Source organism: Nocardia sp. GP40, assembly GCF_050434125.1.
GTDB lineage: Bacteria > Actinomycetota > Actinomycetes > Mycobacteriales > Mycobacteriaceae > Nocardia > Nocardia albiluteola.
In genome coordinates this window covers 453,241-475,951 of record NZ_JBNPVW010000004.1, presented here as the reverse complement: position 1 = coordinate 475,951, position 22,711 = coordinate 453,241, and the positions used below count along the sequence as shown (strand labels likewise).

The window sequence follows — 22,711 nt, the reverse complement described above, 5'->3', positions numbered from 1 at the left end:
TCGAATGGATGACGGATAACGACAATATCCATTTTAGGCGGCTTTCTACGTCGAGGCGCGGCGGCAAGAAATTGCCCGCGAAAATCGGTCTGCGATGGTGGCGATGCCGGCGTCCACGGCCCTGCGGGATCGGGGCGACGCACTAAACAGCGCGGTGACCAGGCAGTTCAGCAGCCGTGCGCGACGCGGCCGGGCACCCACACCATGCGGTGGGCGAGGCGGCGCAGGTCGTGGTCCGCGGACATCCCGATCGCCTCCTTATTCTCCGGCTACCCGTGTGTTGGGCACCAAAACTAGCCGCGCCCGGACCGGCGGTCAACCTCGGACGCCGCCCCCGTCCGGCCATTCGGATGATCCTCCAAATGGAGCGACCCGAATCGCCACCCCGACCGGATTATCATCCAAATCGGCACGACCGGGGTGTTACGTGTTGTAAACATAGCGTTGCGGCACAGCCGGGCAACGGCTCGTGGCTTTTACGCTGGCGCCGTGGGTAACTCGTACGAGAATTCCCGCGACAGATTCGGGCCGTCGTTCCGGTAGTTGTCGGCCGTTATTTCTGCTTGCCCAGGAGGCTTGCCATGCAATTGCGCTTCTCGCGCCCCTCCCCCGAACCCGATGGCATCGCGCCGCAGCGACACCCCGTCGACGAGGTCCCTCCCCCCGCCCGGCTCACGCTACTGGGCCTGCAGCATCTGGCGATCATGTACGCCGGTGCCGTCGCCGTGCCGCTACTGGTCGGCGGCGCACTGAAACTGTCCGCCCATACGATCGGCGTGCTGGTCAACGCCGACCTGCTGGTATCGGGCATAGTCACGCTCATCCAGTCCATCGGCATCGGCAAGATCCTCGGCGTGCGGCTACCGATCGTCGCGGGCGCGACCTTCACCTGCGTCTCGCCGATGATCCTGATCGCGCAGCAGTTCGGCGGCGGCGAGGCCGGGCTACCGACCGTGTACGGCGCGATCCTGGTCTCGGGCATCTTCGGGCTGGTGATCGCGCGGTTCTTCGCCACCGTGGTGCGGTTCTTCCCGCCGCTGGTCTCGGGCTGCGTGATCTGCGTGATCGGGCTGTCGCTGATCGGCGCGGACGCCGGGCTCATCGCCGGCGACGACCCCAAATCGCCCAGCTACGGGCAGATTTCGCATATCGCACTGGCGGGGCTGGTGATTCTGCTGATCGTGTTGCTGCACAAGTTCGGCCGCGGCCTGATCAGCCAGATCGCGGTGCTGCTCAGCATCGTGATCGGCACCATAGTCGCGGGTCCGATGGGGCTGGTCGACCTCTCGGGCGTCGGCAAGGCCGGCTGGTTCGGCATCTCGCAGCCCTTCAACTTCGGCGCACCGCAATTCCACATCGCGGCAATCATTTCCATGTGCGTGGTAATGCTGGTGACCTTCACCGAGTCGACCGCGGACATGGTGGCGGTCGCCGAGATGGTCGACAAGCCTTTGCAGCCCGCCGATCTGGCGCGCGGCCTGGCCGCGGACGGCCTGTCCGCGGTGCTGGCCGGATTCATGAACTCCTTCCCCGACACCGCATTCGCCGAGAACGTGGGCCTGGTCGGCCTGACCGGCGTGCGCAGCCGGTGGGTGGTCGCGGTATGCGGCGGGTTCCTGGTCGCGCTGGGCCTGGTGCCCAAGGTCGGCAGTCTCGTTGCGGCACTTCCCGGTCCGGTGATCGGCGGCGCCGCGACCGTCATGTTCGCGATGGTCACCGCGGTCGGACTGCGGGTGCTGCACAAGGTGCAGTTCGAGGGCACCAACAACATGCTGATCATCGCGGTGACCCTGTCGGTGGCACTGCTGCCCTCGGTCGCCCCGAGCTTCTACACCAAGTTCCCGACCGACTTCCAGATGATCGCCAGCAGCCCGATCACCTCCGCGGTGATCGTTGTCTTCGTGCTGAACCTGCTGTTCAACCACTGGCGCACGGGTAAGCAGCCGGAGGCCTCCGCCGGCACGCACTGAAACACGCGATCCGGTGCGTGACGGCCGCACCGGACGATCTACGGCTCGGCGAGATCCTTCTCGCCGGGCCGTGTGCGTGCGCGGCGACTTTCCGTACTTGACGCCGGATTCAGTTCTGGCTATCTTTGTGTCCTGAATCACACTATCCGGCAACGGGTATCACCGGCCCATGCTGTCGTCTGCGAGGTTTCCGTGCTCGATCGACTCGCATCCGAACCCGCTCCGAGCCATCGACCGGCCGACTGGATCTGGCGGCGCGCGTTGCGGCACTATCCCGATTCCGCTGCCCGCTACACCTATCTGGCGATTACGGTGCTCGCCACCATCGTGCTGTACTACGAGCTCTACGTGCCGGGCGCCGTGGCTACCAAGATCATCGGCGATCTCGGATTCTCGTTCGGCGGGTATGTGGTGGTCTCGGTGATCGGCAACGCCGTCGGCGCGTTCGGCTCGCTCGCGGCCGGGCTCGCGGACCGTTGGGGCCGGGCCAATCTCGTCGTCGTCGGCCTGTTCGTCACCGCGGCGATCGTGCTGTTCGGGCTGCCGCACGCACCGAACAAGGCTGCGTACCTGGTGCTCTTCGCGGTGCTGAGCGTGGTCGAGGGGATCATGCTGGTGGCGACGCCCGCCCTGATCCGCGACTTCTCCCCGCAGCTGGGCCGCGCGTCGGCCATGGGCTTCTGGACCATGGGGCCGGTGCTGGGCAGCCTCGCGGTGACCGAGATATCCAGCAATACGCTGGATGCCCACCCGCAGTGGCGATTTCAGTTCTACGTGTGCGGAATCATCGGGTTCGTCATCGCCGCGATCGCCTTCGTCGGGCTGCGCGAGCTCTCGCCCGCCCTGCGCGACCAGCTCATGGTGAGCGTGCGCGACCGCGAGCTCATCGAGGCGCGCGCGGCGGGGCTGGATCTGGCCGACGCGCTGCGCCACCAGTGGCGCCGGCTACTACGCCTGGACGTGCTGGCGCCGGCGTTCGGGATCAGCATGTTCCTGTTCTTCTATTACATCGCCGTCGGCTTCTTCGTCGTCTACTTCGTGACCGTCTTCGGCTATTCGGAGGCGCGGGCCAACTCCCTGGCGAACTGGTACTGGGGCTCGAACGCCATCGCCCTGGTCGTGGCGGGCGTGCTGTCCGATCGGATCCGCGTGCGCAAGCCGTTCATGATCCTGGGCACGGCGATCAGCCTTGCCGCCATCGGCGCCTTCGCGACGCTGGCCACCCGCCCGCAGACCTCCTACTACGAGTTCGCGGCCGTAATGGCGGTCGGCGCGATCGGCGGCGGCGTGGCCTATTGCGCCTGGATGGCGAGCTTCACCGAGACCGTCGAACGGCACAACCCGGCGGCGACCGCGACCGGACTCGCGCTGTGGGGCTGGACCATTCGCCTCGTCGTCGCGATATCGCTCGCCGGATTCACACTCGCGGTCACGGCGGTCTCGACGCTGGTAGACCAGGGCACCCGGGTGGCCGCGATAGTCCAGCAGTACCCGGAGCAGGTGGGCACCATCGGCGCCGTCTCGCCCGGAGTGCTCACCACGCTGGCCCAGCACCCAACCGATCAGCAGGCCGGTGCCGCGGCGGTATCGCAACTGATGCGCGCCGGCCTCGCCCCGGATCCCACGGCCGCGGCCGCACGGCTGCAGCAGCTGGCCACCGCGCCCGTCCCGCCGGCCGACCTGCAGTATCTGTCGAAGCACGCGGGCGAGGTGACCCGAGCCAAGCACGACAATCCCCATCAATGGCAGGTCTGGTGGTGGGTCTGCTTCGCCGCACAGCTGGTGTTCGTGCCCACGATCTTCCTACTCGTCGGCCGGTGGAGCCCCAGGCGCGCCCGCGAGGACGCCGAGCGGCACCAGGCGCTGGTGCGGGAGGGCCTGGCGCAGCTGCACCGCGAATCGAATACGGATTGACGTCTTCAAGGAGCAATCGGATGAACATCCGAAGGTCGTCGAATTCGCCGGCGATAACGAGACGCCATTCGGCGGCCGCGTCACGATCGAATCGGGTCCGGCGCCGAGGTATGCGCGGCGCCCAGCCATCGGGTAAGTGCGCCTGTCAGTGCGTCGTGGTCGAACGACTCGCCCGACGGGGCGACCCAGGCCACGTACCCGTCGGGCCGGACCAGAACCGCATCCACGGCGGGCATATCGCCGAAAACCGGTAGGCGCCAACGATTGCCGAGGTCCTCGCCGGTGAGTCGGGCCTCGATGTAGTCCACGCGATCCGCCCACGCCGACGGGGTACCGGCCAGGTCGGCCGCGCCGAGGTTGATCAACACTGGACGGGCCAGATGCTGCAGGCCGAACACGTCAGTGGCACCGTTGTCGGTGGTCAGGGGCAGGTTGGGCATGCGGCGGCCGAGCAGGGGGTGCGAGTCACCGAGCGGGTAGCGCAGGTTCAGCCCGCTGAGGATGCCGCTCAGGTGCAGGCAGGTCTCGGGCACCGCAAGCATGTCCGCCACGACGCCGCGCAGCGCATCCATCTGCGGCCCGGGCTTGATCAGCCCCGTCTGCGCCTTCGTCAGCTGCAGCACGGTGGCGGCGATCGCGTGCCGTTCCTCGTGATACGTGTCCAGCAGCGCATCCGGCGCACCGCCGTTCAGCACCGCGGCCAGCTTCCAGCCGAGGTTCACCGCGTCCTGAATCCCGAGATTCAGGCCCTGCCCGCCGATCGGGGAATGGGTGTGCCCGGCATCCCCGGCGAGGAAGACCCGGCCCCGCCGATACTCGGTGACCTGGCGGAACCCATCGGCGAAGCGGGACATCCACCGCGCCTCGCGCAGCCCGTAGTCGGTGCCGAGGCCCTCGCGCATGACCTCGCGCAGCTCGTCGAGGGTGACCGGCGCCGTGCGATCCGCGGGCGGGGTGGTCCGCATCATGCTCAGACGGAACCAGCCGGATTCGGCCCGGGAGATCTGGTAGGTGCCGATTCGCTCGTTGCGGCCGAAGACCCCGTCGCCGTCGGGCGGGGAGTCCAGGTGCACGTCGCCCACCACCCAGAACGAGACGGGCTCGTCGCCGGGGAACGGGATATCGCAGAGCTTGCGCACCGCACTGTGGCCGCCGTCGCAGCCGACGAGGTAGTCGGCACGGAGCGAGGACCGGCCCGCGGGCCCGTCCAGGACCACCTCGACGCCCTCGTCGTCCTGGTTCAGATCCACCACGGCGGTGGACCACAGGAAGTCGGCGCCGAGTTCGACCGCACGGGCCGCCAGGATCTTCTCGGTCTGGTGCTGGGGCAGGATCAGCGCGGCGGGCCACTCGGGATCGATCCGATGCGGAGCCATGGGGATCCCGGAGAACAGAACCCCGGGCAGGACCTTGCCGCGGCTCAGGAATTCCTGTGCCAGCCCGCGCTGGGTGAATACCTCCATACTGCGGGCATTGATGCCCGGTGCGCGCGATTCGCCGACCGTCCCGGCCGCACGCCGCTCGACCACGACGACCTGAACGCCGCCGAGACGCAGTTCGGCCGCCAGCATCAGGCCCGTGGGACCGGCGCCGGAAATGACGACTCGGGGTGCTTTCGATGTAATATCCATAGGTACCTATGTAACACTAGATAGGTACCTATGTAAAGGAGGATCATGCATCCCACTGCCGCCCCGAGCCTGGCTCAACTGATCAACCGCGCCTCGCGTGCACTGGCCCGCGACGGAGACGCCCTGCTCAAACCCCTCGGCCTGCGCTACGCCCAGGTCCCCGTTCTCGCACTGCTGCACGAGGGCGCCGGGCCGACCCAGAGGGAGCTGGCCGAGGCCACCGGCATCGAGCAGCCCTCGATGGCGCAGTTGCTCACCCGGATGGATCGGGACGGACTGATCCAGCGCACCCCGCACCCCCGCGACGCGCGCAGCCAGACCATCGCTCTGACACCGGAGACCGAGACTCTCGTGATCGCCGCGCACGACCGGCTCGCCGCCCTGGACAACCGCGCCGTCGCCGGATTCACCCCCGCGGAGATCGACACCCTGAAGCAGCTGCTGACCCGCCTCGGAGATAACCTCGACAGGACGAAAGTTCCTGCGACAGAGGCGATAACACCTGCGGCAGGCGTTCCGGAATGACCCTCCGTCCAACCTCGGTGATCGGTGGATCCTCCTGGTGCGGATCCCGGCCAGAACCTTTCAAGATTGCGCCAGAACATGATTCGGCCCGCCCGAGAGTCTTCGCCGGCCGGACCACCGTGGCCCCGGGCCGTGTGCGTGCGGCGCCGCCGCCTCGTCGGGGTGGCGGCGTCACGCTGGTGTCAGCGGGTGACCAGGTCGAGATCGACGGCTGATTCAGGATTCGCGCTTTTCGAGAGTGAGGAACAGGTTGCGGGGCACCAGCGTGCTCGTCGCGACCTGCTCCACCTGCGCTCCCGGCATGGCGCGCAACCGCCAGCCCGCGGCGATCGTCGCCAGTGCCATGGTGGCCTCGACGACAGCGAAGACGTCGCCGATGCATTTGCGCGGTCCGGCGCCGAACTGCACGATCGCGTCCCTGGGGATCTCCGATGCCCGTTCCGGCGACCAGCGGTCCGGGTCGAACTTCTGCGGATCGGTGAACCATCGCGGATCGCGTTGCACGCTGTAGGGACTGAACATCACCGACATTCCCCTCGGAATCCGGTAACCACCCAGCTCCACATCCTCGGTCGCCGTCCGCGTGACGATCCAGGCCGGCGGGTAATAGCGCAATGCCTCGCTGACCACCTGCGCGGTGTACGTCAGGCGCGGCAGGTCGGCGTGCTGCGCCGGCCGGCCCGCGAGCACCTCATCCACCTCCGCGTGCACTCGCGCCTCGACCTCCGGATGCCCGGCCAGCAGATGGAACGCCCAGGACAGCGTGGCGGCGGTGGTTTCCGTCCCGGCCACCAGAATCGCCACGACCTGATCGTGAATCTCCTGGTCCGTCAGGGTGCTTCCGTCGCTTTCGTCCCGCAGTTGCAGCATCGTGTTCAGCAGGTCGTCGCGGCCGTCGCCGCTGGCACGGTAATCGGCGATAACCCCGTCGATCATCGGATGCAGGCGCGCCAGAATCGCCCGGTACTCGCGATTGCGCGGCAGTGGCAGGCGGTTCAGCATCGCCACCGGAGACATCAGCCGTTGATACAGCAGGTCGAACAGCCGCGGCAGGCGGTGCAGCATCTCGGCCACCAGATCCTTGCCCAGATCCGACGAGATCAGCGCCTTCGCCGCCACGGCCAAGGTCAGCTCACTCATCTCGACGCGGACATCGATGACCTCGCCATCGCGCCAAGCGGCAGTCCGCTCCACGAACTGCTCCCGCATGACCTCGGTATATGCGGCGATCCGCTTCCGATGGAATGCCGGCTGCATCATCAGGCGCTGCCGCCGGTGCGTCTCCCCCTCCGAGATGACCAGTCCGTCACGGAACAGATCTCGGGCGCCCTGAATTTGCACGCCCTTGTCGAATTGGCGATGCTGCGAGACGAGCAATTGGCGAATGAGCTCCGGAGAATTCAGTACGTACGCGCGCTGCGGCCCGATCTTGATCTCGACGATATCGCCACAGTCGCGCAGCGACGAGAAGAACTCCAGCGGGGTGTCCCGCATGCGCAGGGCATGTCCCAGTAACGGGATGCCACCGGGCGCCGTGGAAATCGCGGGAGCGGTCATGACAACCCCTGGCAAGCGCTGGTCTCGGTCATAGCGGAATCCCCTTCGGATGTGAACTGTCACCGGCACCGAATCCGTTGCGGCACACTGGAATTGTGCGATGCGAAGCACACCGGCCGCATCCCGCGGAGCATTTTTTTAACAACCCATTAGGATTTCGGCCACCGCGTCGCGGGACCGTCACTGCGACATCGGCGAAACGTCAACGGAATCTTAAATATTCGGCGCGGCACCCGATACCCCCATGCGGGACGGCGACTCCCTTCGTAACGTGGTGAGGCTCGCATCGACGTACCGTCAGGAGATTTCGCCCGTGCCGATCCCACCGCCCCCGACCTGCCCGGCCGGACGCGGCTCGCCCAGCGGCGCAGACGGACCACCGGTCCCGCTGTACGTGCCAGAATTCGCCGCGGATCCCCATCGCTACTATCGCGAGATGCGCGCGCGGTTCGGCTCCCTGGCGCCGGTGGAGCTGGCGCCGGGCGTCCCCGCGACACTGGTGATCGGCTACCGCGCAGCGTTGCGAATACTCAACGATCCGGACCATTTCCCGGCCGATCCGCGCACCTGGGAGCAGAACATCCCCGCCGAGTGCCCAATCCTGCCGATCATGCAGTGGCGCCCCATCTCCTCCCGAAGCGCCGGATCGGATTTCGCACGCTATCGGTCGGCCGTCACCGCGAGCATCGACGCGATGGATCTGCATTCCGTGCACGGCACCGTGGAACGGATCGCGCTCTCGCTGATCGATCGCTTTTCCGCGGACGGCACCGCCGACCTGCTCCGGCAATACGCCGCGCCGCTGGGATCCGAAGTGGCCGCCGCCCTGCTCGGCTGCCCGCCGGAGATCGGGCAGCGGATAGGGGCGGCCCTGGCGGCCATGTTCGACGGCATCGGGGCCGAGGAGGGCAACAGACTGTTCGGCGAGGCAGTGGTGGAACTGGTACAGCTCAAACAGGCCGAACCGGGTAACGACGTCACCACGCGGCTGCTGCGACATCCGTCCGGGCTCGGCCTGGAGGAGGTGGTCAACCACGCCGCGAGCTTCTGCGCCACGATATTCGAATTGCAGCAGAATCTCATCGCCAACACCCTGCTGCCGATTCTGTCGAACGACGGGCTGGGCGACGTGGTCGCCGGGGGCAACATGTCCACGCGCGACGCTCTCGACGCGGTCCTGTTCGACGACCCGCCGCTGGCGAACATGCTCGCGACCTATCCCCGGCAGCCGATCCTCATCGACAACTTCTGGCTGCCCGCACATCAGCCCGTCCTGATCAGCATGGCCGCCTGCAACAACGATCCAGCGATCCGCACCGACGACCTGGTCGGCAATCGCTCGCATCTGGCATGGGGCGCCGGGCCGCACGCCTGTCCGGGGCGCTCGATGGCGTATCTGATCGCGCAGGACGCCATCGACCAACTCCTGGACATGCTGCCGGATATGCGGCTCACCTTCCCGGCCGGTCGGCCCGTCTGGCGGCCGGGCCCGTTCCACCGGGCGCTCGAGAGCCTGCCGGTGGAGTTCACGCCGGCCCCACCGGTAGCGGCCACATCGTCATTACGGGAGGGCCCACAGCCGCCGGCACGGTAAGGGCCGTAGCCCGGGGCGGGTCTGGGTGTCCGCTCTCAATGGTTGTGCACGGCAACCGAAGTGACCAGGACCACACGTGCCGACATCTCGCAATAACGCGCCAGCCCGCAGGCGTGCCGCGCGGGCCGTACGTCCCTCGGAATCGCCCTCGTCCCAGCGGGATACGACCGTCCGGATACCGGCGCCACGGTTGGCGCGGTTCAGCGCAATGTTGGCACGTTCGGTCGTCCCGGCCGCGGCTGTCCCCATGGCACGATGAATCGACCGGCGGCACCGGGGCCGCTCGGCAAATTTCCATACGGCTCTAGGGGACGGCGGCCATGCGACTACTACTGGTCGGAGACGACGACCAGGTTGGGGACGCACTGGCGGAGGGACTGACCGCACATCACCACGAGGTCCAACGGCGGCGCCGGGGATTGGATCTGCTGACCTCCTATCGCGAATGCGACGCGGTCATCCTCGAGCTGAGCCTGCCGGACATGCCGGGCCTGCAGGCGTTGCGGCAGCTTCGCGAGGTCAGTTCGATACCGGTGGTGGTCCTGGCCGACCAGCGCGACGAGCGCTCACTGGTGCGAGCGCTGCGCCTCGGCGCGGATGACTGCGTTACCAGGCCGCCGCGGCTGCGGGAGCTGATCGCGCGACTCGAGAAGGCGACCCGCAATCGTGGGGTCCGAACCCCGCCCGCCGCGGTCGACGTCGTCGTCACCGGGGACGTGCGGGTCGATCTGAACGCCCGGCGCGTCGTGGTGGCCGGAACGCCGATCATGCTCACGCACAAGGAATTCGAGCTGATCAAGGTGCTGGTGGAGTGGCCGGGCCGGGCGGTGAGCCGCCAGCAGCTGATGGACCGGGTCTGGGGCGATACGGTGATGGGTGTGTCCCGGTCGCTGGATGTGCACATGGCCTGGCTGCGCGGCAAATTGGACCGCCCCGGCCTGATCTCGACGGTCCGCGGATACGGCTACCGCTGGGGCGACACCCCGGCGCAGGTGAGCGCCGCTTCCTAGCCGACACACCACGATCGGTGTGCCGCAAGCAATTTCGGACAACCGCTTGGATGGCACTTGCCTACGGTTCGAGATATTGCCGCTGGGTGGAACGTCCTATCATGTCCGGATAGTCGCGCATCCCGGGCCGGTGGCTGCGCTTTCCCGTGTAGGTGTCGTATGGAAGCGGTGGATCTGATACTCCTTCCCCGGACTGTGCTCGAGAGTTCGGGCCTCTCGCCGGAGGTTCGGCACAGACTCGCCGATGAAGTGGGGCTGTCGACCTGGATGCTGTCGAGCAGCGATGTGATGGTGCCCGCCAGCAGCCAGTTACGGCTGTGGGAGCGGGCGGAGAAGGAGTTGGATGATCCGCACATCGCCCTGCGGATCGCCGATACCTATCGCCCGGGACAGATGGGTCTGCACGATTATCTGTTGATCACGGCACCGACGTTGGGACAGGGGCTGGCGGTGAGCCGGCCGTACCTCGGGGTGGTGACGACCAACTACGACTTCGCCCTGGCCGATGCGAGCGAGGACGAGGTCAGTGTCGACATCCGGTTGCTCGATGGCACGGACCGCGGGCGTGAACTGGCAATGCAGTACGCGCTGATGGCCAATGTGACCCGGGCCCGGCGGGTGACGGAAACGGCGGTGAATCCGGTGCGGGTGTGCCTCCGGCAACAAGCACCCCGGCAGCATCGGGAGTTCATCGAGGCATTCGGCACCGAGCGGATCGACTTCGGCGCTCCGACCGATCGGATCACCTTCCGCACCGCGGATTTGACGCTGCCGCTGCGCACCGCCGACCCGATGCTCGCCGCGGTGCTGCGACGCTATGCCGCCACGCAGCCCAAGACGGTGCGGGCGGCGACCTGGTCGCAGCGGCTGCACGAGGTGCTGATCCCGATGCTCGGCGACGGTGCGGTCAGCGTCGATCGCGCCGCCCGGGAAATGGTCACCAGCCGGCGCACCCTGCAGCGCCGGCTCGCGGAGGAGGGCACCACCTGGCGTGGCGAACTCGACCGCGCTCGTCGGGCGGTGCTGGAGACCCGGTCGGCACAGCATCGGGTCGACGGTGGCGATATGGCTCGCGAGCTCGGCTATTCCGACGCTCGCGCACTGCGCCGAGCCCATCACCGCTGGTCGGCACTCGGCTCGGACGGGTCATGACCCCGACTGCTGCCAGGCGGGCGACGATGAGCGTGCCGCCGATGGTGATCGGCTGAACCGCACGAGGCGCCCCACGGCCAGTCGAGTGTGACCGGGCGCGGAATCGGGCCGCTTGCCTGCTCGGCGAACTCCACGTAGCGGCGGGCATCGGTGACGCACGGCTCGTGCAGCTGGGGATCGACGGGGTGGGCGAGGATCTGATCGATGCCGCGCCCGAGCATCACAACCAGCGACACAACGGGCACGATCACCGGCAACTCCCTGCTGTACCGCCGAGTCTTCCGCCGGATACCGATGCGATACTGCGGCAACGCCCGTGGGGCCAGGGGTCGAGGTGGCTACTGTGACGTTCGATCAACGACATCGTCGTGACACGAACCGGGTGGCCGATCGTCCCCTCCAATGGTTGATTTCGGCTCTGCTGCCGATAGCGGGGAGGCGCGATGGTGGAGCGATGACGAAGATTTCGAAACTGTCCGCGCCGGAACGGCGACGGATGGCCGAACGCGCATTGGACTCGATTGTGCACCGCAGCGAACATGTCTTGGTCCATGTGCGGTGCGGCCGCGGCCACCACATCGCGATGGTGTTCGATACCCCGGCCGGCCCGGTTTTCCAGTCCACTCCCGGACCGCATGCGCACGGTGCGCGTGATTTCGTCGACACCGCGCACGGCGCCCATCGGCACGGCTCCCGTTACGTCGACCTCCTGGCCGGTGACGACACCGCTGACGATGCGTTGCCCGCGTCCTGCGAATGCGGCCCCCATACACTTTCCCGCGCTCGGCTCCAGCAAGCGATCGCCGACCACCAGCACACCATTCAGCTGCCGTGACCACCTTTGCAGCGATGCCGCCGCCGAGTCGATGAGTGCAGCGATCATGGCGGTCCGGAGTGCTGCGTGGTCAACGGTCAGGTCAGTGTGTAGACCCGTTCGACGAACTCGGCGACTTTGTCGTCACTCAGGTGCCCGGCGATGTCGGCCTCGCTGATCATGCCGACCAGCCGCTTGTTTTCGATCACGGGTAGCCGTTTGATCTGATGGGCCTCCATCTCGTGCAGCGCCTGTTCGATGTCGGCGCCGGCGTCGATCCAGCGTGGCGTGCCCTCACACAGCTGGGCGCAGGTGGTCCGGACTGGATCATGGCCCTGGGCGATAGCTTTGACGACGATATCGCGGTCGGTGATGATGCCGCACATCCTGTCGTTCTGGTCGGCGACCGGCAGCGAGCCGACATCGAGTTCCTGCATCAGTTGCGCGGCCCGCTCCAAGGTCTCTTCGTGTGAAATCCACCGTGCACCCTCGTGCATGATCTGCTTGGCAGTGGTCATAGTTTCCTCCTTGATTCAGCCACCGATCCGCCGGACCGGCGGCTATCGATTCATGGGGCACAGTCCCCGGGGGCCGCTGAACCGTGCCGACCGCCTCACCCCGCGGTCAGGGTGAAGTCGACCGGATGCGGCGCGGGGATCATCTTGGCGGCAAACCAGGTGATGCCGTCACCACTGGGCGGCGAGGGGAAGGTCGCCGCAGCCGATCCGCGCAGCGTGAAGCAGATCTCGATACCTTCCAGCCCCGTGCCGGCGTGCCCGAGGACCTGCGCGACACAGGGTTCACGGAAGGGGTACCGGCGGAAGTCTTCTGATGGTCGCCGAATCGAATGCGCAGCGTGTTTTCCACCATGCCTCAACCCTTTTCGAACAACTCGGCACCCTCGATTGAACCGTCCACGCCGGTGGGGCAGGAAGAGTCTTTGGTCCCGCGCCGCTCGGCCGAGCACGACGGGTGATGATGTGTCCGGCCGGACCATGACGACCGGCCGGTCGCGGATATCGCGGGCGCATACCGTGGTCTACCTCCGGAGGAAGCGGCGCAGGCGCATGGAGGTGGAGCGCCGCAACCCGCTGCGCCAGCTGCCCCGGCTCGCCGCCGCGGTCGGCGAATAGAATCACTTGGTAATAATGACGGCAGCGAGGCCGTGAGATACCTCGGCAAAAAGATGAGGGCGGTCCTGAACCTACTGGCCAGGACCGCCCTCGTTTGTAGCGGGGACAGGATTTGAACCTGCGACCTCTGGGTTATGAGCCCAGCGAGCTACCGAGCTGCTCCACCCCGCGTCGGTGAACATAACATTACACACGAGTGCTCTGCGATCGCAAATCGACTGGTCAGAGCTTATTTCCGGGCAATCCGAGAGGCGCCGGGAACGATCTTGCCCGGCCCGGATCCAATGGTCGCGATGGCGGGCAGCACGGCTCTTACTTCCACTAACGGCAAACTCGAATCGCTCAGATTACCCCCTACCACCCGCGCGCGTTGACTCCGAACGCGCCGAAATAACGTGACCTATGACACATTTCTCGAGTGATTTAAAACACATAACGGAGAGATAACAGACCGTCCAGAATTGTCAAATATGGCATAGCCGACCTGCGTCGACACCAATTTTCCGGTTATTCGTTTCATGCAATTCCGGTAGTTATCAAGACGTGATCTGTCGATATTTGTTCGTTATGGTCACTCTCGACCCGGATCGACACCGTGACGGGCACCCAGCCGAACCGCCGCACACCGGCAACCCTGCCCCGCGGTTCGCGCAAACCCCGACACCTGGGGGCAGGGACTCCGCGGGCAACCGACGCGGTAGGTGGGCGCGGGAAGGGACAACCACCATGAGCAAGAACCGGAAGATCAGCAGTCGCGCCCTCGGCCTAGCCGCCGTCACCGGCGCCCTTGTCGTCGTCCCGTTCGGAATCGCCGCCTCCGCCTCCGCGGCCCCGGCCCACGACTGGGACGGCGTCGCCCAGTGCGAGAGCGGCGGCAACTGGAACATCAACACCGGCAACGGCTACTACGGCGGCCTGCAGTTCACGCAGAGCACCTGGCGTGCCAACGGCGGCACCGGAATGGCCAGCAACGCCAGCAAGGACGAGCAGGTCCGCGTCGCGGAGAACGTGCTCAGCAGCCAGGGACAGGGCGCCTGGCCCGTCTGCGGCAAGTACCTGCGCTGGGGTCCCTCGTCCCAGGAGGCCGCCACCAAGCCCGCTCCCGCCCCGCAAGCGGCCCCCGCCCCGGCGGCGCCCGCGCCCGGCAGCCGCGAGGCCCTGATCACCCAGGCCGAGGGCACCGGCGACCAGTTCGCCAAGCAGCTCGGCATCGGCGCGCAGTACCAGCAGATCCTGCAGCAGAACAACGGCCTGATCCAGTCGCTGGGCCGCTAGGTTCCCGCACGCTCCTCCCCATACCGGAGAGACGACACGGCGCCGCCATCACTGGTGATGGCGGCGCCGTGCTGTATGTATCGACCGGCCCGGCTATCCCCCGGCCTTGTTGTAGTCGTCGATCGCCTTCTGCAACGCCTGGAAGGCCGTGCCCAGCTGCCCGAGATCGCCGGACTTCTGGGCGTCGTTCACACCCTTGAGCGCGGTGTTGAGCTCCTGCACCGCGGCATCGCGGGCCGCGGACGACCCGGTCGGGGGCACCACGGGCGGAGGCTGGACCACACCCTGGTTCGGCGGCGGCTGCTGGCTCTGATTCGGCGACGGATTCGTCGCGGCCTGGCCGGGCTGCTGCGTCGCCACCGTGCCGAGGCCTCCCTGCACGCTGTTGAGCGAATCGCCCAGCGTGGCCTCGTAGCCCACGTTGGCGTTGTAGTACGACAGCACCTTCACCAGCTGCGGGTACGAGGCGTTGTTGGTGTTGTTGGGCGGTGCGACGTTGACGCTGTTGCGCTCCAGGTACCACGGTTCCACGTAGAGGATGCCGCCCTTGCCGATCGGCAGGGTCAGCAGATTCCCGTATCTGACCTTGTTGGTGTTGCCACCGGTCAGGGTCGTGCGCTCGGTCGATACCCGGATATCGGTCGTCATCGCCGTCTGCACCGTCCCCGGACCCTTGGTCTGGGAATCGGTGGGCAGCACGAGCACGGTGAACCTGCCGTAATCGACCGGATCGGAGCTCACCGAGATGTAGGCGGACAGGAACTGGCGCTTGTAGCCCGTCATTGCGCTGGTCAGATCGAAGGACGGCTGGCCGGTGGCCGAATTGCCCTTGAGCACGTAGTACGGGGGCTGACTCGCGCTGGTCGGGGCGTCCGAGGTCGGATCGCTGGGCACCGACCAGAACGCGTTGCTGTTGAAGAATTCGCGCGGATCGTCGACGTGGTACCGGCCCATGATCTCCCGCTGCACCTTGAACAGGTCCTCGGGATACCGGAAGTGCGCGCGCAGGTCCTTGGAGATCGCGCTCGGCGGCTTCACCGTCCCCGGGAACACGCCCTCCCACGCCTTGAGAACCGGATCGGTCGGATCCACCGCGTACAGCGTGACGGTGCCGTCGTACGCGTCGACCGTGGCCTTCACCGAGTTGCGGATGTAGCTGACCTGCTTGCGCGGCATCACCCGGCCGGTGTTCTGGTCGACGCTGTCCTCGGTCGATCCATCCAGCGAGGTGTGCTGTGCGTAGGGGTAGTTGTCCAGCGTGGTGTAGGAATCGACGATCCACTGGATGCGCCCGTCGACCACCGCGGGGTAGACGTCGCCGTTGGTGCTCAGCCACGGCGCCACCTGCTCCACCCGCTGGCGCGGATCGCGGTTGTAGATGATCTTCGAGTCCGAGCCGATCGCGCCGGAGAACAGGATGTTGCGCTCGGCGTACTTGGCGGCGAAGGCGAGCCGGTTGAACCAGCTGCCGATCGGCACGCCCCCCTTGCCGTCGTACGTGAATTGCTGTGTGCCCGTATCGTATTCACGTGCCGGCTGGTGGTTGCCGCCGACGATCGCGTAGTCGGCGTCGGACTTGCCGATCAGCTCGCCGTAGTAGATGCGCGGCTGGGTGACCTGGATCGCCTGCTTGTCCGTCGGGGTGAAAAGGTCACTGACCGTGGACTTGTCGCCGACATTGAACACCGGATAGCCGTAGGTGGCCGATTGTGCGGCGGATCCGTTCGTGACCCCGGAGGCGGCCTTCTCGGTCTCCTTCGGCGGCGCAACGTTCACCCGATTGGCCGGTGCGGCAACGAATCCGTCGCCGTGGGTGTACACAGTGTGCTTGTTGATCCAGTCGGTCTGGTTACCGGACAGGTTGCCCGGCACCAGTTCCCGCGCCGCGACGATGTAGTCCTGCATCTGACCGTTGAGGGAGTACCGGTCGATGTCGAGCGGATCGGGGAAGCCGTAGAAGTTCTGCAGCTGCTGAGTCTGCGTGAAGGTGGCGTTCAGCAGGTTCGGATCCAGCAGGCGGATGTTCGCGATCGTCTGCTGGTCGGTCGGATTCGTGACCGGATCGACCGTCTGGGTGCCCGGATAGCCGACGTACTGCACCTTGTCGGCCTCCAGGCCGTACGCGTGGCGGGTGGCCTGGATGTTGCGCTGGATGTAGGCGGACTCCTTGGTGGCGGCGTTCGGGCGCACCTCGAACTGCTCCACGATCAGCGGCCACACCGCACCCACCAGGATCGAGGACAGGACCAGCAGCGCCGCGGCCATCGCCGGAACCCGCAGATCCCGCAGCACCACCCCGGCGAAGAACGCCAGCGCACAGATGATCGCGATGGACAGCAGGATCAGCTTGGCGGGCAGCACCGCGTTGATATCGGTGTAGGACCCGCCGGTGAACGTCGGCTCCTTGCGGGTGCTGGACAGCAGCGAGTACCGGTCGAGCCAGTAGGCAAACGCCTTGAGCAGCACGAAGATTCCCGCGATGGTGGCGAGCTGGATGCGCGCCGGGCGAGTGAGCGTGCCCTCGCGGCCGGACAGTCGCAGCCCGCCGAAGACGTAGTGCGTCACCAGATTCGCGAAGAATGCGATCACCGTGGCGACGAACAGCCAGTTCAGCACCATCTTGTAGAACGGCAGATCGAAGGCGTAGAAGCCGACGTCCAGATGGAACTGCGGATCCTTGACCCCGAACGAGCTGCCGTGCATGAACAGCTGCACCGTGACCCAGCTCGACTGCGCCACCAGCCCGCACAGCAGGCCCACCAGCAGCGGCAGGCCGATGCCGAACAGCCGCAGCCTGCCCATCACGGTGGTGCGGTAGCGCGCGATCGGATCGTTGGGCCCGGAGACCGGCACGAACACCGGCCGCTCCCGGTAGGCGCCCAGTAGGGCCAGCCAGATGATCGCGCCGACCACCAGCGTCACCACCACGAACAGCACGATCCGGGTGAACAGCACGGTGGTGTAGACCTTGCGGAAACCGACCTCGCCGAACCACAGCCAATTGGTATAGGCATCGGTCAGCCGCGGCCCGACCAGCAGCAGCGCCGCCAGCACGAGGGCCGTCACCAGCAGCACACGGCTGCGGCGAGACAGCGAAGGTAAGCCTGTCGGGGGGCGCATGCCCACGGTGACACTCTCCCTGGTCCGGCGGTCGGCGGGCGCGAGTTCGCGCTCGTCGCACCGCAGTTGCATACGTTGCGTGTGGTCCGTTCGGACCGCTCGGCCCCACTCTACGGAAATACGAGCATTGTGCAGCGATCTCCCTCCCCGGACGGGTGCGGATTCGCTGTCAGCGGATCGGGCGTGTTCGGGGCGACCGGGTCGCCCGGCCGCGCCCGCAGCCCCCTAGACTCACCGCGCGTGACCGTAGACAACCCGGAATCGGCCCTGTACCGCTGCATACGCGAGGTGGCGGAGTTCGCCGACGCGGAGGGGTGGGATCGGCCGCCGCAGATGTTCGCCCTGGTACCCACGGCCGATCTGGTGGCCGCGGAGCCGGGCCTGCAGGATCAGCTCGACGAGGGCGCGGAGCTGACTCCCATTGCGCAGGAACCGTTTCCCGACGACGTGACCGGCGAGCTGGCGCTCGACGAATTCCTGGCCACGACCAGCTGGCCCGAGGCCGTGCGGGGCTGTGTGCTGGTGCAGCAGATCGTGGTGCTGCCGCCCGATGCCGAGCAGACTCTCGACGACGCCATCGCACCCCTGCTGGCGGACCGCGACGCCGCCGACCGCGCGGCGCGCGACGCGGCCATCACCCACCCCGGCCGCCGCGACGCGCGCCTGTTCGCCGGGGTGCTGCGCGAGGGCGTCTCGCTGTGCCTGCTGCAGATCCGCCCCGAGGAGGACGAGGACGACCCCTTCGGCAACGACATCGACCTGCGCACCGCCCCGAACCTGGCGCCGAATCTGGTGCAGGCCCTGGCGCACACCCTGGAGAACGACTCGGAGGACTTCTAACCGCAGCTGGGCGCCGGCTTGCCCGCGTCGATGTCGTCAAGGGCGTCGATCGCCGTGGTGAGGCTGTCGACCTTGACCAGCTGCAGGCCCTTCGGCGTGCGCTGGCGGGCCTCGTTGCAGTTGTCGGCGGGGACCAGGAAGGTCTGCGCGCCGGCGTCGTGCGCGGCGATCATCTTGTACTGGATGCCGCCGATCGGGCCGACCTTGCCGTCGGGGTCGATGGTGCCGGTGCCCGCGATGAACTTGCCGTCGTTGAGCTTTCCGCTGCTGAGCTTGTCCACCAGGCCCAGGCTGAACATCAGTCCGGCCGAGGGGCCGCCGATGTCGGCCAGGTTGAAGTCCACCTTGATCGGGCCCTGCGCGACCTCGGCGGGCGTCACACCGAGATACCCCTTGGACGCGTCATCGGGGCGGGCGCCGAGCTTCACCGTGACGGTCTGCTCGGCGTCACCGCGGCGCACCACGAACGGCACCTCGGTGCCGGGCTTCAGGCCCTGCACGGCGGCCACCACATCCTTGGAGGTGGCCACCGGCTTACGGTCGACGCTGATCAGCTGATCACCCTTGTCCAGCAGGCCCTTGGCCGGGGCATCGTCGGCGACGGTCTCCAGCTGCACCACGGTCGGGTACTTCAGATAGTGCAGCGCGGCCAGTTCCGCGTTGTCCTCGGAGTTCTTGAAGTCCTGCTTGTTGGACTTGTCGACCTGGTCGCGCGGCACTCCGGGCGGATACACCTCCGCGCGCGGCACCAGACCGTAGTTTCCGTCGGCCCAGAGCCCGAACGCCTCGAAAATATTCAGCCCGTCGCGAACGGACACGGTGGTCATATTGAGGTTGCCGGACGTCGGATGGACCGGTGCGCCTTGCACGTCCACGACCTGCTTGCCCTCGACCACGCCTAGCGTATTGAAGGTCGGACCGGGGCCGAGAGCGACAAAGGGCACCGTGACGGCGCTGCCGACGATACCGAGCACGAGGACCGGCACCAGGGCGGCCAGCAGGGTGAGGATCCGGCGATTCACCCGGCCCAGGGTAGCGGCTCGGGTCCCCGGCACCCGCGTAGCCTAAGGGTATGAGTGATGTGCCCTTCGGATTCTCGAACCACGATGACGACGACCGCGAGCGTCGCGACGATCAGAGCGGTTCCGGCGCGGGCAATCCCATCGGAGACTCCGGCAATCCCTTCGGGGCCGCGGGCAATCCCTTCGGATTCGCCATGGGCGGGGAGAACTTCGATCCCTCCCAGCTGGGGCAGATGCTCACGCAGCTGGGGCAGATGTTCTCCACCATGGGTCAGCCGGGCGCAGCGCAGGCCGGTCCGGTGAACTACGACATCGCCAAGCGGCTGGCCCGCCAGCAGCTCGGTGCGAGCGTGCCGCCGGTCTCGGCGAGCACCCAGCAGGCCGTCGCCGACGCAGCCCACCTGGCCGAGCTGTGGCTCGACGCCGCGACCACGCTGCCCGCGGGCGCGACCAAGACGGTGGCCTGGACGGCCAACGACTGGATCGAGGAGACGGTGCCGACCTGGAAGCGGCTGTGCGACCCGGTGGCCGAGCAGGTCTCTGGCATGTGGACCCAGACCCTGCCGGAGGAGGCCCGGCAGGTCGCCGGGCCGATGATCGGCATGCTGGGCCAGATGGGCGGGATGGCGTTCGGCTCGCAGCTGGGCCAGGCCCTAGGGCAGCTGGCCGGTGAGGTGCTGACCTCCACGGATATCGGCCTGCCGCTGGGCCCCGGCGGCATCGCGGCCCTGCTGCCCGCCGCGATCACCGAATTCTCCAAGGGGCTGGAACGTCCCGAGAGCGAGATCCTGGTGTACCTGGCCGCGCGCGAGGCCGCCCATCAGCGCCTGTTCGGGCACGTGCCGTGGCTGCGCCAGCAGGTGCTGGGCGCGGTCGAGGATTACGCCCGCGGCATCCGCATGGACTTCTCGGCCATCGAACAGGCCGCCGAGGGCATCGATCCGATGATGCTGACCGATCCGTCCAAGCTCGAGGAACTGTTGTCCCAGGGCACATTCGAGCCGCAGACCACCCCGGAGCAGAAGGCCGCGCTGGATCGGCTCGAGACGCTGCTGGCGCTGATCGAGGGCTGGGTGCAGGTCATGGTCGCCGAGGCGGTCGGCGACCGGCTGCCCGGCGCCGGGGCGCTGGCCGAGACCCTGCGCCGCCGCCGCGCCACCGGCGGTCCTGCCGAGCAGACCTTCGCCACCCTGGTCGGGCTGGAACTGCGTCCGCGCAAGCTGCGCGAGGCGGCGGATCTGTGGCGCCGCCTCACCACGGACGCGGGCATTGAGGCGCGCGACGCCGTCTGGGCTCACCCCGACCTGCTGCCCAGTTCCGCGGACCTGGACAACCCGGCCGGCTTCATCGACGGCGTGATCGGCGGCGGCACCGGCGAATTCGACGATCCGCTGGCGCAGCTGGCCGAGACCGAAGCCCGCGAGCGTGCAGAGCGCGAGGCGAAAGACAAGGATGCTCAGCCCGGTGCGGACTCCGAGCCCGGCAAGGACGACGCTGCCGAGTAGCCGCGGAAAGGGTTGCGGTGCAGCGTCATCGCGACGTTCGCTCGTCATCGCTGGAACGACGGTGTGCCACGTGGAATGCTCGACAGCGCCGCCGGGAGGTCGCGCCTCAGTGGGTCCACAACGGGCGTTGGGCCATGAAGGGATCCTGGGCCACGTGTGAGTTGTCGTCCCAGATCATGGTTTCGCGCTTGTCCAGGGTGTAGCGCGGCCAGGCGGAGCCCGGGTCGCCATGCGTTATGAACTCGACCCACGCCTTGTGCATGGCCGTGGCCAGGGCCTGCGGCGGATTGTCGCCCTCGACGGTGCTGACGTTCGGGGCGGACAGCAGGTCGAAGGCATACGGAATGTCCAGGCAATGTGCGGCCATGCCGTGGTATGGCCCGGAAGCGGTTGAGCCGCGGGTGAATTCATACAGCCAGGTGGGGCGACCGCGGCGGGCGTGATCCTCGGCAACTCGGTAGCCGGGGCCGCGCAGCACCAGATCGCTGCCGATCTGTCCGACCAGCTGGGGAGTCGTGAGGCCGGGATACGCCGCGCGGTAGGCGTTTTCGGTGGCCGCGTCGATTCCCATGGCGGACAACATGGTCGGGGCCGTCGCATCCGTGACCTTCGCGGCGATCATATTGAACTCGTCGCGGGTGAATCCGATCAGCAACGGGACATCGGCGCTGCGGCCCGAATTCAGCATGGCCGCGGACGATTCGGGGATCAGCGTGCCGTCGGCGACCGGAGCCAGTTGCAGCACGGACGGATTCGCGCCGACGCCGGGTTGCGGGAGCTTGTCCTGCAGTTGCTGCAGCTGTTCGCGGGTCAGATCCCGCAGCGCCGCAACGGTTGCGGGCACGCCGGTGGCCTGCGTGAACGCCGCGGCGCCCGCCGCCGCGGTCTCGGCGTCGTTGGGTTGGGTCAGCGCACCCGATTCGCTGATTCCGGCCCGGAACAGCGACCGCGCCGATGGCGCGCCCATCAGCGCCCACACCGCGCCGCCACCCGCGGACTGCCCGGCGATGGTGACCCTCGCCGGATCGCCGCCGAACGCCCCGATATTGTCGCGCACCCATTCCAGGCCAGCGATCCAGTCCAGCACCGCCCGGTTGTCCGGAGCGCCTTCCACGTGCAGGAATCCCTCGATACCCAGGCGGTAGCCGAGCACGACCACCACCACGCCGTCGCGATTGAACGAGGCGCCGTCGTACCACGGGCTGGCGGGGGATCCCGCGATGAAGCCCCCGCCGTGAATCCACACCAGCACAGGCAGTTTCGCGCTCGACGAGGGATCCGGGGTGAAGACGTTCAGGTTCAGGTACGCGGCGCCGGGGATGCTCGGCTCGGGGATGGTCGTCACCGCCGAGAGCTGCTCGATCTGCGCGGTCGGACCGTATTTCGTGCAGTCCTTCGTCTCGGTCCAGGGCTTGGGCGGCACCGGTGCGGCAAAGCGCAGTGCCCCGACGGGCGACTCCGCGTAGGGGATGTTCAGGAAAGCGAGCCCGGTCGGGCGGCGGATGCCCCGCACCGGTCCGAGAGTTGTACGGACGGTGTCGGACGCGGTCGAGGTGCCGCTCGAGCAGCCCGCGGCCATGGCCATGGACCCGGCCCCGAGCAGCAGCGAACGGCGGGAGAGCGGAACTGCCGACATGGACGACCTCGAT

The 22,711-nt window shown here is 67.4% G+C and carries 18 protein-coding genes and 1 tRNA gene; 10 read left to right on the top strand and 9 right to left on the bottom strand.

The window, feature by feature from the left end:
* The first annotated feature begins 581 nt into the window (after nucleotides 1-581).
* Together ABH933_RS15355 and ABH933_RS15350 are read left to right on the top strand one after the other, a co-directional pair.
* Nucleotides 582-1,970, top strand: a complete 1,389-nt coding sequence (locus tag ABH933_RS15355; RefSeq protein WP_429425440.1) for a nucleobase:cation symporter-2 family protein — start codon at nucleotides 582-584, stop codon at nucleotides 1,968-1,970.
* 192 nt (nucleotides 1,971-2,162) lie between these two features.
* A complete protein-coding gene (locus tag ABH933_RS15350; protein ID WP_429425442.1) occupies nucleotides 2,163-3,884 on the top strand; it encodes an MFS transporter in 1,722 nt (573 codons plus the stop codon).
* 80 nt (nucleotides 3,885-3,964) lie between these two features.
* On the opposite strand, the gene ABH933_RS15345 is transcribed toward ABH933_RS15350, so the two are convergent.
* On the bottom strand, nucleotides 3,965-5,515 hold the full coding sequence (locus ABH933_RS15345; RefSeq protein WP_429425444.1) for an FAD-dependent monooxygenase: 1,551 nt from the start codon (nucleotides 5,513-5,515) through the stop codon (nucleotides 3,965-3,967).
* Nucleotides 5,516-5,560: 45 nt separating this feature from the next.
* Between ABH933_RS15345 and ABH933_RS15340 the strand changes: the two genes are divergently transcribed.
* Nucleotides 5,561-6,040 (top strand): MarR family winged helix-turn-helix transcriptional regulator, encoded by a 480-nt coding sequence (locus tag ABH933_RS15340; RefSeq protein WP_429425446.1) that lies wholly within the window; start codon nucleotides 5,561-5,563, stop codon nucleotides 6,038-6,040.
* Nucleotides 6,041-6,256: 216 nt separating this feature from the next.
* Here ABH933_RS15340 and ABH933_RS15335 read toward each other — a convergent pair whose 3' ends face one another.
* Entirely contained in the window at nucleotides 6,257-7,597 is a 1,341-nt protein-coding gene (locus tag ABH933_RS15335; protein WP_429425448.1) for a cytochrome P450, read from the bottom strand.
* Between the two features lie 313 nt (nucleotides 7,598-7,910).
* Here ABH933_RS15335 and ABH933_RS15330 point away from each other — a divergent pair, with 313 nt between their 5' ends.
* From ABH933_RS15330 to ABH933_RS15320, 3 genes are all read left to right on the top strand, one after another.
* Entirely contained in the window at nucleotides 7,911-9,191 is a 1,281-nt protein-coding gene (locus ABH933_RS15330; protein ID WP_429425450.1) for a cytochrome P450, read from the top strand.
* Between the two features lie 320 nt (nucleotides 9,192-9,511).
* Nucleotides 9,512-10,201: a response regulator transcription factor gene (locus ABH933_RS15325; protein ID WP_429425452.1), complete on the top strand. Its 690-nt coding sequence runs from the start codon at nucleotides 9,512-9,514 to the stop codon at nucleotides 10,199-10,201.
* 159 nt (nucleotides 10,202-10,360) lie between these two features.
* Nucleotides 10,361-11,353: an AraC family transcriptional regulator ligand-binding domain-containing protein gene (locus ABH933_RS15320; RefSeq protein WP_429425453.1), complete on the top strand. Its 993-nt coding sequence runs from the start codon at nucleotides 10,361-10,363 to the stop codon at nucleotides 11,351-11,353.
* Here ABH933_RS15320 and ABH933_RS15315 read toward each other — a convergent pair.
* Genes ABH933_RS15315 through ABH933_RS15305 form a run of 3 tightly spaced genes read right to left on the bottom strand, consistent with a single transcriptional unit; the run spans nucleotide 11,317 to nucleotide 12,685 of the window.
* Nucleotides 11,317-11,604: a hypothetical protein gene (locus ABH933_RS15315; RefSeq protein ID WP_429425455.1), complete on the bottom strand. Its 288-nt coding sequence runs from the start codon at nucleotides 11,602-11,604 to the stop codon at nucleotides 11,317-11,319. The two genes, ABH933_RS15320 and ABH933_RS15315, sit on opposite strands and share 37 nt — an antisense overlap.
* Nucleotides 11,601-12,236 carry a hypothetical protein gene (locus ABH933_RS15310; protein WP_429425457.1) on the bottom strand — a complete coding sequence of 212 codons (636 nt, stop codon included), beginning with the start codon at nucleotides 12,234-12,236 and terminating at the stop codon, nucleotides 11,601-11,603. The genes ABH933_RS15315 and ABH933_RS15310 overlap by 4 nt, the downstream gene beginning before the upstream one ends.
* Nucleotides 12,237-12,265: 29 nt before the next feature.
* Nucleotides 12,266-12,685 (bottom strand): CBS domain-containing protein, encoded by a 420-nt coding sequence (locus tag ABH933_RS15305; RefSeq protein ID WP_429425459.1) that lies wholly within the window; start codon nucleotides 12,683-12,685, stop codon nucleotides 12,266-12,268.
* Between the two features lie 462 nt (nucleotides 12,686-13,147).
* On the opposite strand from ABH933_RS15305, the gene ABH933_RS15300 reads away from it, so the two are divergent.
* Nucleotides 13,148-13,300: a hypothetical protein gene (locus ABH933_RS15300; protein ID WP_429425463.1), complete on the top strand. Its 153-nt coding sequence runs from the start codon at nucleotides 13,148-13,150 to the stop codon at nucleotides 13,298-13,300.
* A gap of 97 nt (nucleotides 13,301-13,397) precedes the next feature.
* Here the strand turns inward: ABH933_RS15300 and ABH933_RS15295 are convergent.
* Nucleotides 13,398-13,471: transfer RNA gene (locus tag ABH933_RS15295), tRNA-Met, on the bottom strand.
* A 555-nt stretch (nucleotides 13,472-14,026) separates the two neighbouring features.
* Here ABH933_RS15295 and ABH933_RS15290 point away from each other — a divergent pair.
* Nucleotides 14,027-14,575 carry a transglycosylase family protein gene (locus ABH933_RS15290; RefSeq protein WP_429425465.1) on the top strand — a complete coding sequence of 183 codons (549 nt, stop codon included), beginning with the start codon at nucleotides 14,027-14,029 and terminating at the stop codon, nucleotides 14,573-14,575.
* Between the two features lie 93 nt (nucleotides 14,576-14,668).
* Here the strand turns inward: ABH933_RS15290 and ABH933_RS15285 are convergent, their stop codons facing one another.
* Nucleotides 14,669-17,701, bottom strand: coding sequence for a UPF0182 family protein (locus tag ABH933_RS15285; protein ID WP_429425598.1), 3,033 nt, complete (start codon nucleotides 17,699-17,701; stop codon nucleotides 14,669-14,671).
* A gap of 234 nt (nucleotides 17,702-17,935) precedes the next feature.
* On the opposite strand from ABH933_RS15285, the gene ABH933_RS15280 reads away from it, so the two are divergent.
* Nucleotides 17,936-18,535 carry a PPA1309 family protein gene (locus tag ABH933_RS15280; RefSeq protein WP_429425467.1) on the top strand — a complete coding sequence of 200 codons (600 nt, stop codon included), beginning with the start codon at nucleotides 17,936-17,938 and terminating at the stop codon, nucleotides 18,533-18,535.
* Here the strand turns inward: ABH933_RS15280 and ABH933_RS15275 are convergent.
* Nucleotides 18,532-19,557, bottom strand: coding sequence for a YlbL family protein (locus ABH933_RS15275; protein WP_429425600.1), 1,026 nt, complete (start codon nucleotides 19,555-19,557; stop codon nucleotides 18,532-18,534). The two genes, ABH933_RS15280 and ABH933_RS15275, sit on opposite strands and share 4 nt — an antisense overlap.
* A 50-nt stretch (nucleotides 19,558-19,607) precedes the next feature.
* Between ABH933_RS15275 and ABH933_RS15270 the strand changes: the two genes are divergently transcribed.
* On the top strand, nucleotides 19,608-21,062 hold the full coding sequence (locus tag ABH933_RS15270) for a zinc-dependent metalloprotease (RefSeq protein ID WP_429425469.1): 1,455 nt from the start codon (nucleotides 19,608-19,610) through the stop codon (nucleotides 21,060-21,062).
* 106 nt (nucleotides 21,063-21,168) lie between these two features.
* On the opposite strand, the gene ABH933_RS15265 is transcribed toward ABH933_RS15270, so the two are convergent.
* Nucleotides 21,169-22,698, bottom strand: coding sequence for a carboxylesterase/lipase family protein (locus ABH933_RS15265; RefSeq protein WP_429425471.1), 1,530 nt, complete (start codon nucleotides 22,696-22,698; stop codon nucleotides 21,169-21,171).
* Nucleotides 22,699-22,711 lie beyond the last annotated feature (13 nt).

Coding starts and splice junctions, on each gene's coding strand:
- ABH933_RS15355 (WP_429425440.1), top strand. CDS start 582: ATGCAATTGCGCTTCTCGCGCCCCTCCCCCGAACCCGATGGCATCGCG.
- ABH933_RS15270 (WP_429425469.1), top strand. CDS start 19,608: ATGAGTGATGTGCCCTTCGGATTCTCGAACCACGATGACGACGACCGC.
- ABH933_RS15340 (WP_429425446.1), top strand. CDS start 5,561: ATGCATCCCACTGCCGCCCCGAGCCTGGCTCAACTGATCAACCGCGCC.
- ABH933_RS15290 (WP_429425465.1), top strand. CDS start 14,027: ATGAGCAAGAACCGGAAGATCAGCAGTCGCGCCCTCGGCCTAGCCGCC.
- ABH933_RS15325 (WP_429425452.1), top strand. CDS start 9,512: ATGCGACTACTACTGGTCGGAGACGACGACCAGGTTGGGGACGCACTG.
- ABH933_RS15335 (WP_429425448.1), bottom strand. CDS start 7,597: ATGACCGCTCCCGCGATTTCCACGGCGCCCGGTGGCATCCCGTTACTG.
- ABH933_RS15345 (WP_429425444.1), bottom strand. CDS start 5,515: ATGGATATTACATCGAAAGCACCCCGAGTCGTCATTTCCGGCGCCGGT.
- ABH933_RS15305 (WP_429425459.1), bottom strand. CDS start 12,685: ATGACCACTGCCAAGCAGATCATGCACGAGGGTGCACGGTGGATTTCA.
- ABH933_RS15265 (WP_429425471.1), bottom strand. CDS start 22,698: ATGTCGGCAGTTCCGCTCTCCCGCCGTTCGCTGCTGCTCGGGGCCGGG.
- ABH933_RS15310 (WP_429425457.1), bottom strand. CDS start 12,236: ATGATCGCTGCACTCATCGACTCGGCGGCGGCATCGCTGCAAAGGTGG.
- ABH933_RS15320 (WP_429425453.1), top strand. CDS start 10,361: ATGGAAGCGGTGGATCTGATACTCCTTCCCCGGACTGTGCTCGAGAGT.